This is a genomic window from Geodermatophilus sp. SYSU D00691 (genome assembly GCF_054050275.1).
This window is the reverse complement of the sequence record NZ_JBJGYZ010000052.1, coordinates 13,877-28,731: the sequence shown is the minus strand read 5'-3', so window position 1 is coordinate 28,731 and position 14,855 is coordinate 13,877. Positions and strand designations below refer to the sequence as shown.

9 protein-coding genes and 1 pseudogene are annotated in these 14,855 nt (G+C 71.8%); 3 read left to right on the top strand and 7 right to left on the bottom strand.

What is annotated here, in order from left to right; all coding sequences use genetic code 11:
* Window positions 1-101 (top strand): annotated as a pseudogene (locus ACI797_RS25930) (IS982 family transposase); the annotation flags it as partial.
* Between the two features lie 13 nt (window positions 102-114).
* On the opposite strand, the gene ACI797_RS25925 reads toward ACI797_RS25930, so the two are convergent.
* The 5 genes from ACI797_RS25925 to ACI797_RS25905 form a co-directional block, all read right to left on the bottom strand.
* Window positions 115-2,763, bottom strand: coding sequence for an ATP-binding protein (locus tag ACI797_RS25925; protein ID WP_456862980.1), 2,649 nt, complete (start codon window positions 2,761-2,763; stop codon window positions 115-117).
* Between the two features lie 60 nt (window positions 2,764-2,823).
* Window positions 2,824-3,459: a hypothetical protein gene (locus ACI797_RS25920; RefSeq protein WP_456862977.1), complete on the bottom strand. Its 636-nt coding sequence runs from the start codon at window positions 3,457-3,459 to the stop codon at window positions 2,824-2,826.
* A gap of 83 nt (window positions 3,460-3,542) precedes the next feature.
* Entirely contained in the window at window positions 3,543-3,707 is a 165-nt protein-coding gene (locus tag ACI797_RS25915; protein WP_456862973.1) for a hypothetical protein, read from the bottom strand.
* 127 nt (window positions 3,708-3,834) lie between these two features.
* Window positions 3,835-4,827 carry a DUF3048 domain-containing protein gene (locus tag ACI797_RS25910; protein ID WP_456862970.1) on the bottom strand — a complete coding sequence of 331 codons (993 nt, stop codon included), beginning with the start codon at window positions 4,825-4,827 and terminating at the stop codon, window positions 3,835-3,837.
* A 142-nt stretch (window positions 4,828-4,969) separates the two neighbouring features.
* Window positions 4,970-5,389, bottom strand: coding sequence for a hypothetical protein (locus tag ACI797_RS25905; RefSeq protein WP_456862967.1), 420 nt, complete (start codon window positions 5,387-5,389; stop codon window positions 4,970-4,972).
* Window positions 5,390-5,550: 161 nt separating this feature from the next.
* Here ACI797_RS25905 and ACI797_RS25900 point away from each other — a divergent pair, with 161 nt between their 5' ends.
* Window positions 5,551-6,237 (top strand): HD domain-containing protein, encoded by a 687-nt coding sequence (locus ACI797_RS25900; RefSeq protein WP_456862964.1) that lies wholly within the window; start codon window positions 5,551-5,553, stop codon window positions 6,235-6,237.
* On the opposite strand, the gene ACI797_RS25895 is transcribed toward ACI797_RS25900, so the two are convergent.
* Window positions 6,226-7,884 (bottom strand): NUDIX hydrolase, encoded by a 1,659-nt coding sequence (locus ACI797_RS25895; protein WP_456862961.1) that lies wholly within the window; start codon window positions 7,882-7,884, stop codon window positions 6,226-6,228. The two genes, ACI797_RS25900 and ACI797_RS25895, sit on opposite strands and share 12 nt — an antisense overlap.
* The gene (locus ACI797_RS25890; RefSeq protein WP_456862957.1) at window positions 7,881-11,150 is read right to left on the bottom strand and encodes a TM0106 family RecB-like putative nuclease; all 3,270 of its coding nucleotides are present in this window, start codon (window positions 11,148-11,150) and stop codon (window positions 7,881-7,883) included. The genes ACI797_RS25895 and ACI797_RS25890 overlap by 4 nt, the downstream gene beginning before the upstream one ends.
* A gap of 365 nt (window positions 11,151-11,515) precedes the next feature.
* Here ACI797_RS25890 and ACI797_RS25885 point away from each other — a divergent pair, with 365 nt between their 5' ends.
* Window positions 11,516-14,626, top strand: coding sequence for a DUF3427 domain-containing protein (locus ACI797_RS25885; RefSeq protein WP_456862954.1), 3,111 nt, complete (start codon window positions 11,516-11,518; stop codon window positions 14,624-14,626).
* The last annotated feature ends 229 nt before the right edge of the window (window positions 14,627-14,855 follow it).

Genomic DNA, 14,855 nt, shown 5'->3' with positions numbered 1-14,855 from the left:
GCCGGGTCGCCCAACGGCTTCTTGCCCTCACCGCCGCCATCTGGCACAACCGCGCCACCGGCCAGCCGATCACCCGATCCCTGATCGCCTACGACCACTGACCCCCGATCGGACTTACTCGTCTAGCGCCGCGGGTCGACCCACGATCTCGTCCAGCGTGCGCTCCAGGGCGTGCTGCGGCGACCACTGCCCTCCCTCGTGGCAGGCCGCGTCGTAGGCCTGGTCGCCGAGCTGCGACCGCGACCGCGCCGCCAGGTCCGCCACCAGGGGCGGCAGCGCAGGCGTCAGCGGCGCGGCGATGTGCCGCCGTGCAGCGGCCGCGGCGGCCAGCGCCCTGGCCGCCACCGCCGGGTGGCCGTCGGCCAGCGCCACCGCGGCCAGCCCCTCCAGGGAGTAGGCGATCGCCGTGGTCTGCCCCCAGCGCTGGTTGGCCGCCGCGCCGTCCAGGACCGAGCGCCGCGCGCCGGCCACGTCGCCCCGGCTCAGCAGCACCAGTCCTCGCAGGCTCATGGCCTGGCCGATCATCGCGTCGTCGTCGAGACGCCGGGCCAGCTCCACGACCCTGCGGTAGCGCCGGTCGGCCGTGTCGAGGTCGCCGCTGGCCAGCGCGATGTCCCCGCCCACCATTTCCATGTAGGCCTCGCCGAGCTCCTGCCCCAGCGCGATGAAGCGGGCGAGCGCCTCCTCGTGGGCGGCGCGGACCCCCTCGAGCGAACCGCGGGCCACGGCGGCGTAGATGCCGGCGGTAGCCGCGAAGGAGCGGTCGTACTCGTGGTCGGCGTCGTCGGGGAGCAGTGGCCGGCCTTCGTCCAGCAACGGGGCGACGGCGGTGAGGTCGTTGAGGATCCCGGCGACGAGCGCCCGGAGCACGAGCAGCCGCCCGCGGACGGCATCCGGAGCCCCGTGCGACATCGCCAGCGACCGGTCGAGCCACTCCCCGACCTCCCGTTCGCCGTCTCTTCGGGTCATGTAGCCGAAGGTGTTGCGCACGAGGAGCGCGGCCGTGGTCAGGTCGCCGGCGCCGAGCACGCGGTCGATCGCCGTCCGCAGGTTGGGCAGCTCGTCGTCGAGCCGGAGGGACCGCCCCCGGACCTCGGGCACGGGTGCGGTCAGCAGGGCACCCGTGAGCTCCACCATCCACTCGGTGTGCCGCCGTCCGGCCTCGTCCCGGTCCGGGGAGGCGGCGAGCTTCTCGGTCGCGTAGGCAGCGACGGTGTCGAGCATGTACAGCCGCGGCTCCGCGATGGACTCCCCGGACTCGGCGAGCAGGCTCGCGTCGAGCAGCGCCGCGAGGGCGTCGAGGACGGCGGGCTCGCCGGGCCGGCCGCAGACGCTCTCCGCCGCGTCCAGGGTCCAGCCGCCGGAGAACACGGCCAGCCGGGTGAAGACGGCCTGCTCGTGCGGACCCAGCAGGCCGAAGCTCCAGTCCATCGTGGCGCGCAGGGTCCGCTGCCGCGCCGGCAGGTCGACCGGTCCGGCGCCGAGGACGTCGAGCCGCTGCCCGAGGCGGGCGAGCAGCGCTGGGGGCGGCAGCAACCGGGTCCGGGCGGCGGCCAGCTCGATGGCCAGGGGCAGCCCATCCAGACGGCGGCAGATCTCCGCAACCGCGGCGGCGTTCGCGGCGTCCAGCGTGAAGCCGGGGCGGACCGCTGCGGCGCGTTCGGCGAAGAGCCGCTCCGCGGGCCCGGCGGCCAGCGGGGCGAGGGGGAACTGCTGCTCGGCGCGCAGACGCAGCGCCTGGCGGCTGGTCACGAGGGCGACCGCGGCCGGGGTACTGTCGAGCAGGACGCTCAGGTCGCCGGCGGCCTCGACGACCTGCTCGAAGTTGTCCAGCACGAACAGCGTGCGTTCCTCGACGGCGGTGGCGATCGCGTCGACCGGTGAGCTCCCGCTCTCGCAGCGGGCGCAGATGACGTCAGCGACCGTGCCCAGCACCAGCCGCGGGTCGGTGATCGCGCTCAGCGGCGCGAACACGACCCCGCCGGGGAACTCGTCGGCCACGGTCCGGGCCGTGGTGAGCGCGAGCCTGGTCTTGCCGATGCCTCCGGGTCCGGTCACGGTGACCAGCCGGATGCGGGCATTGGTCAGCAGGGCGGCGACGGCGTCGACGTCGCCGTCCCGGCCCAGCAGGTGGTCGGGGACGTCCGGCAGGATCAGCCGACGGGGCGACGTGGTGCGCGGCGGCGGGAACCGGTTCGGCAGCCCGGCGATGTCCAGCTGGTAGAGCGGCGCCCGGCCCGGGAAGTCCTTGAGCTCGTGCTCGCCGAGGAAGTGCAGGGCGGCGCCTCCCGGCAGCTGCCCCGCGGCCACGGCCGCGGTGATGTCCGACAACAGCACCTGCCCACCGGAGGCGGCCGCGGCGATCCGGGCCGCGCAGTGGACGGCCAGGCCGACGTAGCTGCCGTCGGCGACGGTGGCCTCCCCGGTGTGCAGGCCCATCCGCACGCTGATGCGCCGCTCGTCCGGCCCGGGCTGGGCGGCCAGCGCCCGCTGCGCGTCGACCGCGGCGGCCAGCGCCTGGCCGGCGGAGGGGAAGGCCACGAAGAAGGAGTCGCCCTGGGTGTCGACCTCGTGGCCGCCGTGCTCGGTGAAGGCCGCCCGCAGCAGGCGGCGGTGCTCGGCGAGGGCGGCCGCGTACCCGTGCCGGTCCTCCCGGAGCAGGCGCGTCGACCCGACGATGTCGGTGAAGAGGAAGGTGACCGTGCCGGCGGGCAGGCCGTCGCCAGGCCGAACGGAGTCCACGGCGATGCGCTCGTCGGCCATCCGGCCTCCCCGCCCTCAGGTCAGCCCGCCCCTGGAGGATAGGAACCCCGGCCTCTCGCGTCACGCGTCGACGTGCTCGTAGGCCGCCTCGCAGTCCTGGCAGACGCGCTCGGTGCCGACGAACCACTCCGGCGGGTGCACCCGGCGGCAGCTGCGGCACCAGCGGAACGAGCGGCGCCGCCGCGAGGCGATCTCGTCGGCCCCCGCGGCGACGATCTCCGAGTCGTACAGCAGGTCGTCGCGCCCGAACTGCCGCTGATCGGCGGGCTGCAGGTCGACGCCGCTCCCCCAGCGGGTCAGCGGGCGGGCGAGCACGAACCACGGGCCGGTGACCCCGACGGCTACCTGGGCCGGCTCGCCGCTGACGAACCACTCGGCGCCGTCGGTGGCGATGCTCGCGCGACGCCAGCCGGTGCCAAGGGCGCGCAGGACATCGGGGTACCGGACGCCGAGTGCTTCGGCCAGCGCCTGCTCGTCGGCGGTGGGGTCGCCGGGGTAGCCCCAGTCGAGGCCGCAGGCCCGGCAGTGGAGGGCTGGGCTCTCACCGGGGACCAGGCAGCCGCGGAGCGCCACCAGCCCGCGCCCGGCGAGCCGCATGGCCTCGGCGTCGGGTAGCCCCCAGAGCAGCGGGACGGAGTCCTCCCGCCCGCACTGCGGGCAGACCCGCCCCAGCTGCACGCCGACCGACCCGCTCACGTCACCTCCGCGTTCCGCCCGTCCCTGCGACGAGCGGCGGGGAGACTGCCAGAGCCCACCGACAGAACGCGGCGGGCGGCGGATCAGCGCGCGGTCGGCTCCCGCGGGGGCACGGGGCGGGGACGCTGCTCGCGGAAGCCCGCGTCGAACCGCTGGGTGGCCTCGAGCTCGTCGTCGTGCTCGGCGGCGTGCCGGGGGATGCGCGGCATCCGGAATTCCGCCGTCTCGTCGAGCAGGTGCTTGCCCACGCTGTCCGTCCTTCCGTGGTCGGGGTTTCGGCCAGCGTATGAGCCGGGGTGGGCCTCTGGCGGGACCCGTGGGAAAGGCCCAGGTGAGCTGTGACGAGTGGGGCGGGTGGGTGTCGCGGCCCTGCGGTCAGCCGGTGGTGACGCCGCCGGTGCGGTTGGGGACGAGCTCGATCCAGGTAGTCCCGGGCGCCAGCGTCACGGGGGCGCCGTCCACTCCGGTCAGCATCACGCGGTCGCCGAGCGTCGGCTTGGACCAGGTGGCCGCGACGGTGTGGCCACCGGAGGCGACGAGGGCCTCCCCTTGCCCGGTCAGCACGGTCTCCGGGACCGGGTTGCCAGCGGGGTCCCGGGCGTCGGTGGCGACGACGTCGACGCGCAGGACGACGACGTTGGTGGCGCCGAGCTGCGTGCCGTCGGCGTCGGTGGCGGGGGTGCTGCCCTCGGCGCGCAGCCAGCGGCCGTCGGCGCTCCAGGTCCACCGGGGATTGCTGATGCCGGACAGCTCGAGGGCCAGGGTGGAGGTCGGCTGCCCGGCGGCGACGGCGGTGGGCTGCTCCCCCGGCGCCGGGTAGTCGAACTGGGCGGCGGGCGCGGCGCGGTGCGCGTCGTCGGCCTGGTCGACGAGGGTCTGAGGGACGGCGTAGACGTTGTGCGGCGCCCGGCGGGTCGTCGTCCGGTGGAAGCCGGCGGCGCCGGAGTCCTGGCTGAGCACCTGCAGCCCGGCGGCCGCGACAGCGTCGACGTACTGCTGCTGCCCGCCAGAGAACGCGAGCAGCCCGTGCAGCGGGGCGGCGATCGCCGGGTCCATCGGCCGGATCGACCGCACCGGGCCGATCTCGGGCGGGAGGTTCGAGTGGTAGACGGCGACGAACCGGGTGATGCCGCCCTCGACGACCTGCTCCCACACGATGTCTGCGGCTTTCAGGCCGGACTGCGGGCGGGCGTCGACCGAGTTCTCGATCTTCACGGCGAGCGCGGGGCGGTTCTCCGGCGCGGCCACCGGGACGCCGGTCAGCGGCCAAGTGGGACCGGACGCCGGGAGGGTCAAATCCGCCCGGGCTGACTGGTAGCCGAGCGCCCCGAGCACCAGCAGCACGACGAACGCCGTGGCGCTGAGCACGGGCCGCCGCGTGCGCCGCGCCTTGACCGGCGTGCGCTTCGCAGGACGGGAGGGCGGACGCCGCCGCGACGTGGTGGAACGAGGCAGAGCGGGGCTCCCGGGTGCGCGGTGCGGTCGGTACCTCTGAGGTATCGGCACCTCGTCAGCTGTTCCACAACCCCAGCAGCCGGTGTGCGATGGGTTCCGGAAGCGTCCGGCCCGAGGCGTAGACCTTCCGCCACGCGAACTCGGGCGCGACGTCCTCCAGCTCGTCCAGCAGCAGGGCGTCTTCGAGCCGGCGGAACTCGGACCAGCGGACGTGGACGTACCTGCTCGTCCCGCCGCGCCCCGACCAGTGGTCGTCCTCGTAGGGCTCACTCAGGATCTCCCCGAGCGCGACGAGGCCACGCCCGGAGCTGCCCTGCCAATACAGGAAGGCGCGGTCACCCGGGCCGATGCCGTGGCGGCGTCCCCCGACGCTCCACCTGCCCTCGATCGGCTCGCCGGCCTCGGTCCGGGCGATGAAGCCGTCGTAGTCCATCCGCCAGTGGTCCGGGTTCCACGTCAGCAGCAGCGTGGCCACGCGCCCACCTCCTGACTTCCGAATCGGTCCACCCTCGCCCGCGACGATCGCAGACGCGACGAACGCGGCGACGACCCGGTCCAACGCTTTCACGCATAGGCGCTCAAAGTGTCAGCGCCGCGAGGTATGAAGGGTTCGACGAACCCGACCAGAGGAGAACGATGACGACTCTCGAAGCGCGCTTGGACCTGGGCGCGGGCGCACTGAGCCCACGGTTCGACGATGCACTCCACTTCGCGTTCGAGCGGCACCGCTTCCACGTCCGCAAGGGCTCGCGCGTGCCGTACCTGTCCCACCTGATGAGCGTTAGCGCGCTCGTGCTCGAACACGGCGGCAGCGAGGACCAGGCCATCGCCGGTCTGCTGCACGACGCCGTCGAGGATGCCGCCCCCGGGCAAGGCCCCGACGTGCTTGACGCGATCACGAGCCAATTCGGCGCGGCCGTGGGCGAGATGGTCGCCGCGTGCAGCGACTCGCTGAACGGCGAGGGCGGCAAGCGGCCGTGGCGCGAGCGCAAGCTGGCCTACGTCGCCGGCCTGGGGACAAAGCGCGAGGATGCGCTATTGGTGACTGCCGCGGACAAGGTGCACAACGCTCGGGCGATCGCCCGTGACCTGCGGACGTTCGGCCCGGCGTTCTGGACGACGTTCAGCGCCTGCCAGCACGACCTGCTCTGGTACTACACCGCCGTCGAGGCGGCGATAACCGACCGGCTGGGCCGGCACGAGGTGGTCGAGACGTTGCACCGCGCCGTTGACGAGTTGATCGCCGCGAGCGGCACTAACCGGGCGACGGTCCCGGGCGAGCCGTCCGACGGGGGCTGTCCGTTGCATCGATCAGCCGGCTGAGCGCGCAGGCATCCGTGTGTACAGCGCCGCCGGTCGGCCGACGGTGCGCTCCGTCGTCCGACCGGTGTCGTTCAGCTGCGGCTCCATGAGCCGGCGGAACGCATCGGGCTTGGGCTCCGCGGCCGCGACGGCGGCGTGGAGCTGCCGCAGATCCCGCATGGTGAACGGCTCGGTAAGCAGTCGGGCTGGATCAGGACGGCGGCGGTAGAGCGCGCGGAGTTTGCTCACCGCCCGTCGAACGATGCTGTCGTGGTCGAACGGCAGGCCGGTGGCCTCGGCGACCGGGCGCACCGCGACGTCGGGCCGAGCGGCGAGCACTTGCTCGATCGTCGGCCACGGCACCACGTCGTAGTGGGCCACGGAGAGGACCCAGCCGCGCTCGTCGCGCTTGGGATCGTCGAAGACGTGCAGTTGCCGTGGCCGCCTGCCGCGCAGGCGGGCCTTCTCGTCGAGCGACCGGAGCGCGGCGTCGGCCAGGCGCTCCCCCGGGTGGATAAATGTGCCGGGCAACCCCCACGCCGGGCCGCGGCCCGGCTCGTCCCGCTGGACGAGCAGGACGTCGACCCTGCGGTCGGGTCCGACAGTGAGAACGGCGGTGTCGACAGCCACCGACGGCCGCGCATAGTCCTCGAGCGTCTTGCCCGATGAGTCGCGGTACATGCCGGCTAATTTTATTCGCTCCTGCGTTAACGCCGGTCGTTGTCTGCGGTCGCCTGCAGGTAGCGCGACGCGAAATCGCGGACCCAGGGGGGCGCATCCGTGGTGGCAGCGATGACCGCGACGACCTCCTCCAACGTCCTTCGCTCGTATGTGAGCGAATCCCCCAGGTGCGCTCGGTAGGCGGCGTCCACGAGGGACCGCGGCGGGGTTGATCGCCGGAGCGAGGAGCACGAAGCGCGTCCGCGCGAAGTCGTCGGCTGCGTCACCGGTCATGGAGAGAGCGAGCAGATGGTCGAACCAGATCTGCCGCAGCGGGAGCGCTCGCAGGTCAGGGGCGGCCGGGTCGTGGAAGACACCTGACGCGGCGGCGACCTCGAGGTAGCGGGGGTTGTCGGGTGAGCCGGGATCCTGCGTGAGGTCCTCGTGGTATTTCACCTCGATCCCCACGCAGGTGCGCACTCCCAACGCGTCCCAGCCGACGAGCGCCACGTCGAACGCTGAGCGGTTGGCCAGGGAACGACGACTGCCCCGCCCCGGTGACCACTCGAAGCGGAGCTCCTCGACGGTCTCGAGGAGATCCGGCCAGAGCTGGCGTCCGACAGCACTAGCCAGAGCGAGGTCGGCTCCCAGCTCGGCGAAGAGATTGAAGGCCAAGGGCTGCGACGACAGCATGTTGTCGTAGATGCGCGGGGCGCTCACCAGGGCGCCGGGCTGCGCTTTCGCTGCGACCACCGCGCGCGCGACCGCTGGGGTGAGGAAGTTGCTCGTCTCGTCGCCGGCCGGCAACCGTGAACCCAGACGGCGAGGACCAGCCCAGCCCGCTGGCCGTCCGAGGTGCTCGCGCCAGCGAGCCTGGCGGAGTCGGAGCTCTGCCTGCCAGGGTGCGTCACCGGCGACGAGGACATCGGCGGCAGCGAGCACGTCCTCGGACGGCAGCGCGGAGCGACGCCTCGGCACCGGACTCTCCTTCTGGTCTCGGGTGGTCATGCGCTCACGACCCCTGCCATCTCGACCAACCGGCACAGCGCGTTGACCTGACGGAGCTGCTCCGGCGTCCGCACCGGCGCGTCGAGCAGCTCCTCGCTCATCACCACGACCGCGAGCGCCTTGGCTCGGGAGACGGCGACGTTGAGCCGGTTCAGGTCGTAGAGGAACGAGACGCCGCGCGGCGCGTCCTCCGCGCTCGTCGACGTCATCGAGTACAGGACGACGGGCGCCTCCTGACCCTGGAACTTGTCCACGGTCCCCACCCGGGCGCCGTCCGGGAGCCGCCGGCGGATCAGCGCGACCTGGTTGTTGTACGGCGCCACGATGAGGACGTCATCCGCGCCGATCACGTGCCACTCCCCCTCCGCGTCGACCCAGCCGACGCCCTGCAGCGACCGCCACAGCTCGGCGACCGCCTGCGCCTCGTCGGCGCACGAGGCCGTCGACGGCCGGGTGTGATCGACGAACCGGACGGCCAAGCCGCTGGTCCAGCCGTCGACGGCGATCCGCTCGCGGCCAGCCGCGGACTCCAGCCGGCCCTCGTAGGCGAGGTCGGAGACGAAGGCGGTCAGCGCCGGGTGCATGCGGTACGTGCGGTCTAGGAAGACGCCGCGGTCCTCGGGCACCGTCGGGTGTCCCTCGAGCAGGTGCTCCAGGGCCGAGAGCCCCGACTCCCCCGGGTGCACGGCCTGCGTCGGCTGCGCCAGCTGCTGCGGGTCACCGAGCAGCACGAGTGACTTCGCGGCCCGGGCGACGGCGACCGCGTTGGCCAGGGAGAACTGCCCGGCCTCGTCGATCACCAGGACGTCGACCTGCCCGGCCAGCTCCGGCCGGCACCAGAACCACGCCGTCCCGCCGATCAGCCGCACGTCCCCGCCGAGCAGCGCGTCGGAGACCTCACCGGCGTCCTTGGACCACGCGACACCGGGTGCGCCGCAGGCCTGGTGCTCGTCGCACTTTTGCAGCGCCGGCCGGCCGACCGCGCTGAGCACGTTGCCGATGACCGCGTGGGAGGTCGCCGTGACGCCGACCGTCTTGCCGGCGTCGAGCAGCTCGCGGATCAGCCGGGACGCCGCCCGGGTCTTGCCGCTTCCGGGCGGCCCCTGCACAGCGAGCACCTCGCCGTCCAAGGTTCGCCCGAGCCGGACGACGGCGTCGCCGGCCTCCTCCCCCGGCAGCCGGCGGGTGTCGGCGGGGACGACGCGGTCGAGCAGCGCCCGACCGAGGCACGACTTTGCGGCCAGGACGTCGTCCGCCGTCGCGGCGATCGCCTCCCGCAGCGCCTCGTCGTCGAGCGGCCCCTGCGGCCCCAGTCCACGTGCGGGCGCCGGCGGCTTGGCGCTCTTGGTGATCAGCCGCCCGGCGACCGGGTTGACCTCGACGATCGACCCGACGCTGACCCGGGTGTCGACGTCGAAGGCCCGCTTGCCGGCCGAGAGTTTGGTGTCCTGCGGCGGGAAGGTCCAGGAGTAGAGCTTGCTGCGCTTCTCCTGGCCGATCTCGACCGGCGCGGCCAACTCCCCGAGGGCGGTGCGGTCGGAGACGAGCTGCTCGTCCTCGAGCTCCCCGCGGCTGAAGAACTCCCACCAGCCGGGCCGGGCCTCCCGGCGGTGCCACTGCACGAGGTCCCCGAGCAGCGGGTGGCCGGCGTCCTGCAGCTTCTCGACGAGGACCAGCTCGGCGGCCTCGCTGTCGGACCGCGGCGCCGGTGCGGCGACCTCGGGCACGGCCGGTCGTGGCTGCTCGCCGTGCAAGGCCTCCAGCTCGGCCCGCTGGGTCTCCAGCCAGTCGTGCAGCTCGCGGGTGGAGTCGACGTCGTCCTTGTTGTAGCTCTCGATGGCCTGCAGGCGGGCGGGGTCGCGGTCGGCGAGCCACTGCTCGTACTCGACGACGCTGGACATCGCGTCAGCGACGTCGCCGGTGTGCTCGCGGCCGTAGAAGGCCTCGACCTTCTTGATCGAGTACGACTCCTTGCTGATCCGCATCGACTGGCGGACGACGGGATAGAGGTCGACGAACCGCTCGGCGCGCAGCAGCTGGTCGAGCTCGGCCTCGCGGACGCCGTACCGGCCGGTCAGCCGCTTGAGCGCGCTGACCTCGTAGGCGGCGTAGTGGTAGACGTGCATGCCGGGGTCAGCGCGCCAGGCGTCGACGATGCGGTCGATCAGGTCGGCAACCATGCGCCGCTCCTGGTCGTGGTCGTGCGCCCAAAGGGCGGTGAAGGCGCCTTCGCGGTTGCCCAGGCCGGCCAGGTACTCCAGGCCGAGGCCGTCGCCGGAGAGCGGGTCGCCCTCGAAGTCGAGGTAGAGGTCGCCAGCGCTCGGCTCGGGCAGTCGGAGGAGCCCCTGGGCCTGCTGCGGTGTCAGCAGCGTGCGGGTGGGCGCCTGGGCGGCGCGGCCACGGAGCTGCTCGCGGGCCTGGTCCTGCAGGCGTTCGCGGGTGGCCCGGCCGATGCCGGTGGCCTTGAGCGTGTCGGGGTCGGCGCTCGCGAGCTGCTCCAGCGTGGCGACGCCGACGTCGATGAGGGCGCCGCGCTGGTCGCGGCGCATGCCGGCGACGAGGCTGAGGTCGTCGCTGATGCGCAGCTCGTCGGCGCAGCGGGCCGACCAGGTGCACTGGTCGCAGTAGCCGATGGGGACCGGCCCGGTGGGCGGGACGGCGGCGACGAACGACTCCAGCCTGCGACGCGCCCGGCGGGTGTAGGCCGCGACGTCGACCAGCTTGAAGGGGCGGAGGACACCATCGCCGGTGACGACGCAGACCCGCTCGGGCTCACGGCCCTGCAGGACGGCGAGCCGGTCGGCGTAGGTGGCCATCTGCAGCAGCGCCGGCACCTTGATGCGGCGCGCGAGCTTGGCATCGGCGACCTCGTAGGACCAGTCACCGAGCTTTCCCGATGGCGTCGAGGTCTTGAGCAGGAAGTCGGCCTGCCCGCCCCAGGTGCCGTCGAGCAGGGTGGCCTGGTAGATGACGTCGACGCCGGCGCGCATGGCCGCGACAACCTGCTGCTCCGCCCTGGCCGCGCCACAGGCTTGCCCCTGCAGCCGGACGACGGACCTGCCCTCGGCCTCCAGCGACTCCAGGTACCGCAGCTCGTGCGCGATGCCGAGGTCGGCGATCAGCAGGGCCTGGTCGCTGGGGCCCTGGACCGGCGGCGCCAGCCGGCCGGTGGCGACCTCCAGGTTCAGCGCGGTGAGGTGGCGGCACTCTTGGTGCCGGGTCAGATCACTGGGACTGAGAACGATCCGACCATCGATGTGCTGCACGCGCCTACCTCCGCCAATTGCCGTACGGAGGAGTTATCGGCCCCCACCGACGAAACTGGGGCACCGGCCCTTGCTGCCGGCCGAGCTTCACCCGATGGGCGGACGCCCTGATCAGGGCCGGTACCGGGGGCGCAATTCGTCGACGTGACGCCGGGTGACCGGCACCGGATGCCGTGCCCCCCGGCCGCGCGCACCCCAGCCCACCCGATGGCGTCCAGATTCAACCGGTTGCCGGCCTCGGCATCGCGCTGCATGGACGACCGCATGTCGCCGGGATGCCGTCGAAGAAGGCGACGACGTCCGCTTGGACGCGGGCTGCCCTCGGCCTCCACAGCGGAACGACCTCGCGCCGCTACGTTAAGCTCATGGGGGACGTGCCGGCCGGCATCTACGAGCACTTGGTCACTGAGGGACTCCGCGGCAAGCTTGATCAGGTCGATCCAGGCCTCGTCCAGCTCGGACCTCTTGATCCGGCCGATGCGCACGAAACGCTCACCCGCCACATCGCGGAGCTCACGAGCTCGACGCTGCGTCAGTTGGGCGGCGACGGCCCCGAAGCGGTCAGCCGACAGGTATCGCTGGCGAACCACATCGTCAAGGCCATCACTGACCTCTCGGCCGCTACCAACGGATCCACCGCGTCGATCGTGGAACCAGCGGCAAACCTCCTCGCGGTCGTTGACAAGCGGACTGTTCCGGGCGCAGCGACCTTTCCGGAACGGCCAGCCATCCCCTTGACCACGAGCGCCCTCCTCGTCAACGGCCGCGGTCAGCCGCGCATCGGCTACGAGGTCACGCGCGAACTCGCGTCGGCCGACGACGTCGACCTGCTGTGTGCCTTCATCAAGTGGCACGGACTGCGCGTGCTCGAGGACGCGATCACCCGCCTGCGAGAGCGCGGCGGGCGGCTGCGGGTCATCACCACCACCTACATGGGTGCGACGGACCAGCGGGCACTCGACCGCCTCGTCGAGCTCGGCGCTGAAGTCAAGGTCTCTTACGAGACGCGGACGACGCGACTGCATGCGAAGGCATGGCTGTTCCACCGAGAGACCGGTCTGTCGACCGCGTACGTCGGAAGCTCCAATCTCTCCAGGTCCGCGCTCATCGACGGCCTGGAGTGGAACGTCCGGCTGTCCAATGTCGAGCAGTCGCACCTGCTGGAGACGTTCGCCGAGACCTTCGACAGCTACTGGGCTGACCCGTCCTTCGAGACCTACGAGCCCGACAGGGACGGCGACCGGCTCCGTCAGGCCCTCAGCGCCGAGCGCGGCGGACCCAGCGACCTGCCCCTCGAGATCACGGCGCTGGACGTCCGTCCCTTCCCGTACCAACTGGAGATCCTGGAGCGGCTCGACGCCGAGCGGACCGTGCACGACCGCTGGCGCAACCTCGTGGTCATGGCGACCGGCACCGGCAAGACGGTCGTGTCGGCGGTCGACTACCGGCGCCTGCAGTCAGCCGGGACGGTCGAGCGCCTGCTGTTCGTCGCACACCGGGAGGAGCTGCTGACCCAAAGCCTGTCGACCTTCCGTCAGGTGCTCCGCCGTGGCGACTTCGGCGAACTGTTCGTCGGGGGCCAGCGACCTCGGGAGTGGAAGCACGTCTTTGGCTCGGTGCAATCACTGAGCCAGCTCGACCTGGCCGAGCTCGACAACGATCACTTCGACATGGTCATCGTCGACGAGTTCCACCACGCCGAGGCGGCGACCTACCGACGCCTGCTCGAGCACCTCAAGCCCAAGGTGCTGCTCGGCCTCACGGCCACGCCGGAACGAACGGACGGCGCCGACGTCCGTTTCTGGTTCGACGGTCGCACGGCAGCTGAGCTCCGCCTCTGGGAAGCGCTCGAGCAGGGCCTCCTGGCACCGTTCCAGTACTTCGGGGTTCACGACGACGTGGCTCTTAGCCAGCTCCGCTGGCGGCGCGGTCGGGGCTACGACGCAGGCGAGCTCACCAGCGTCTACACCGGCGACGACAAGCGCGTTCGGCTGATTCTGCAAGCAGTGGCGGACAAGATCGCCGATCCGGGACGCATGCGCGCGCTCGGTTTCTGCGTGAGCGTCCAGCATGCGCAGTTCATGGCTGAAAAGTTCACGGCAGCGGGCATCCCCAGTCGCGCCGTGACGTCGACGTCGACCCGGGAGGAGCGCAAGGCTGCGCTCGACGCGCTCCGCGACCGGACGGTGAACGCGCTCTTCACCGTCGACCTTTTCAATGAAGGTCTGGATATCCCCGCGGTGGACACCGTCTTGTTTCTCCGGCCCACCGAGAGCGCCACAGTGTTCCTCCAGCAGCTGGGACGCGGGCTCCGGCTGGTCGAGGACAAGCCCTGCCTGACGGTGCTCGACTTCATCGGGGCCCAGCACCAAGACTTCCGTTTCGATCTCCGGTTCAGGGCGCTGACCGGCAGCTCTCGTCGCGGTGTGCAGCACGACGTGGCGGCAGGGTTTCCCACGCTTCCGGCCGGGTGCCACATCGAGCTCGACAGAGTGGCGCAAGAGATCGTGCTGGCGAACATCAAGCAGTCGCTCGCCGTCTCGTGGAAGGGACTGATTGCCGAGGCCTCACGGGAGCGGATCCCAACCCTCGGCCAGTTTTTGGAGGAGACGGGCGTCGAACTGGATGACCTGTACCGCACAACTGGGCGTAGCTGGCTGGATCTGCAGCGGGCAGCAGGCCACATTGAGGACGTCCCCGGCCCGGACGACCGCCGGCTCGCGGGGGCCTTTGCTCGAATGCTCCACATTGACGACCCAGAGCGCCTCCGCTTCATTCGCGACGTCGGCAGCATTGGCGCCGGCGACGTGGCCGATGACGTCCGCACCCGTCGCCTGGCGGCGATGCTGCACTTCTCGCTGTTCGGCCAGCAGGAGCGGTTCAGCTCGATGGAGGCCACCCTCCAGCGGTTCCTCGGGCATCCCACCCGAGTCGCTGAGCTGGCGCAGCTGAGCGACGTACTCATGGACCGGCTTCAACGAGTCACGCCGACCTTAGCCACGGCCACGTCGAGGCCACTGCACCTACACGCCCGATACACACAAGTAGAGGCGCTCGCGGCGTTCGGCAGGGAGTCCCTGGCCAACGCCTTCGGCGCCGGCGTGTGGTGGGTCCCCGAGGAAAACGCCGACCTGTTCTTCGTGACGCTACAGAAGACCGAGTCCCACTACTCGCCGACGACGATGTACGCCGACCACGCCATCTCACCCACGCTCTTCCAGTGGGAGTCGCAGAACACAACCGGACCCAAGACCGGCGTCGGCCGTCGGTACATCAGCCACCGTGAGCTCGGCAGCTCCGTCCACTTGTTCCTGCGCGAGACGAAGGCTGCCGACGGTAACCTCGGCGCGCCGCCGTACCTATACGCCGGGCCGATGACGTACCTGTCGCACACCGGTGAGCGTCCGATGCGCATTCACTGGCGCCTAGAGCATGCGCTCCCGGCGGACGTCTTCCACGCTGCGAAGGTCGCCTAGCGACGTTATCCATCACTGAAGTGGCCCTGGAAGCTCGTCTCTCACGCTCACGCCTCCATTGGAGCGCTGCCTCTAGCATGGCGATCACTTCAGTCGGTGCCGCGACTCCGGGTTCGTTACGGCCGCCCCACCACCCTGCACCGAGCCGCGGATCGGTTCGCTGCCAATGGCGTTGGACAGCTACTAACCGACTACCAGGGCGACTCGCCCACCAACCGGCTGCCGCCGA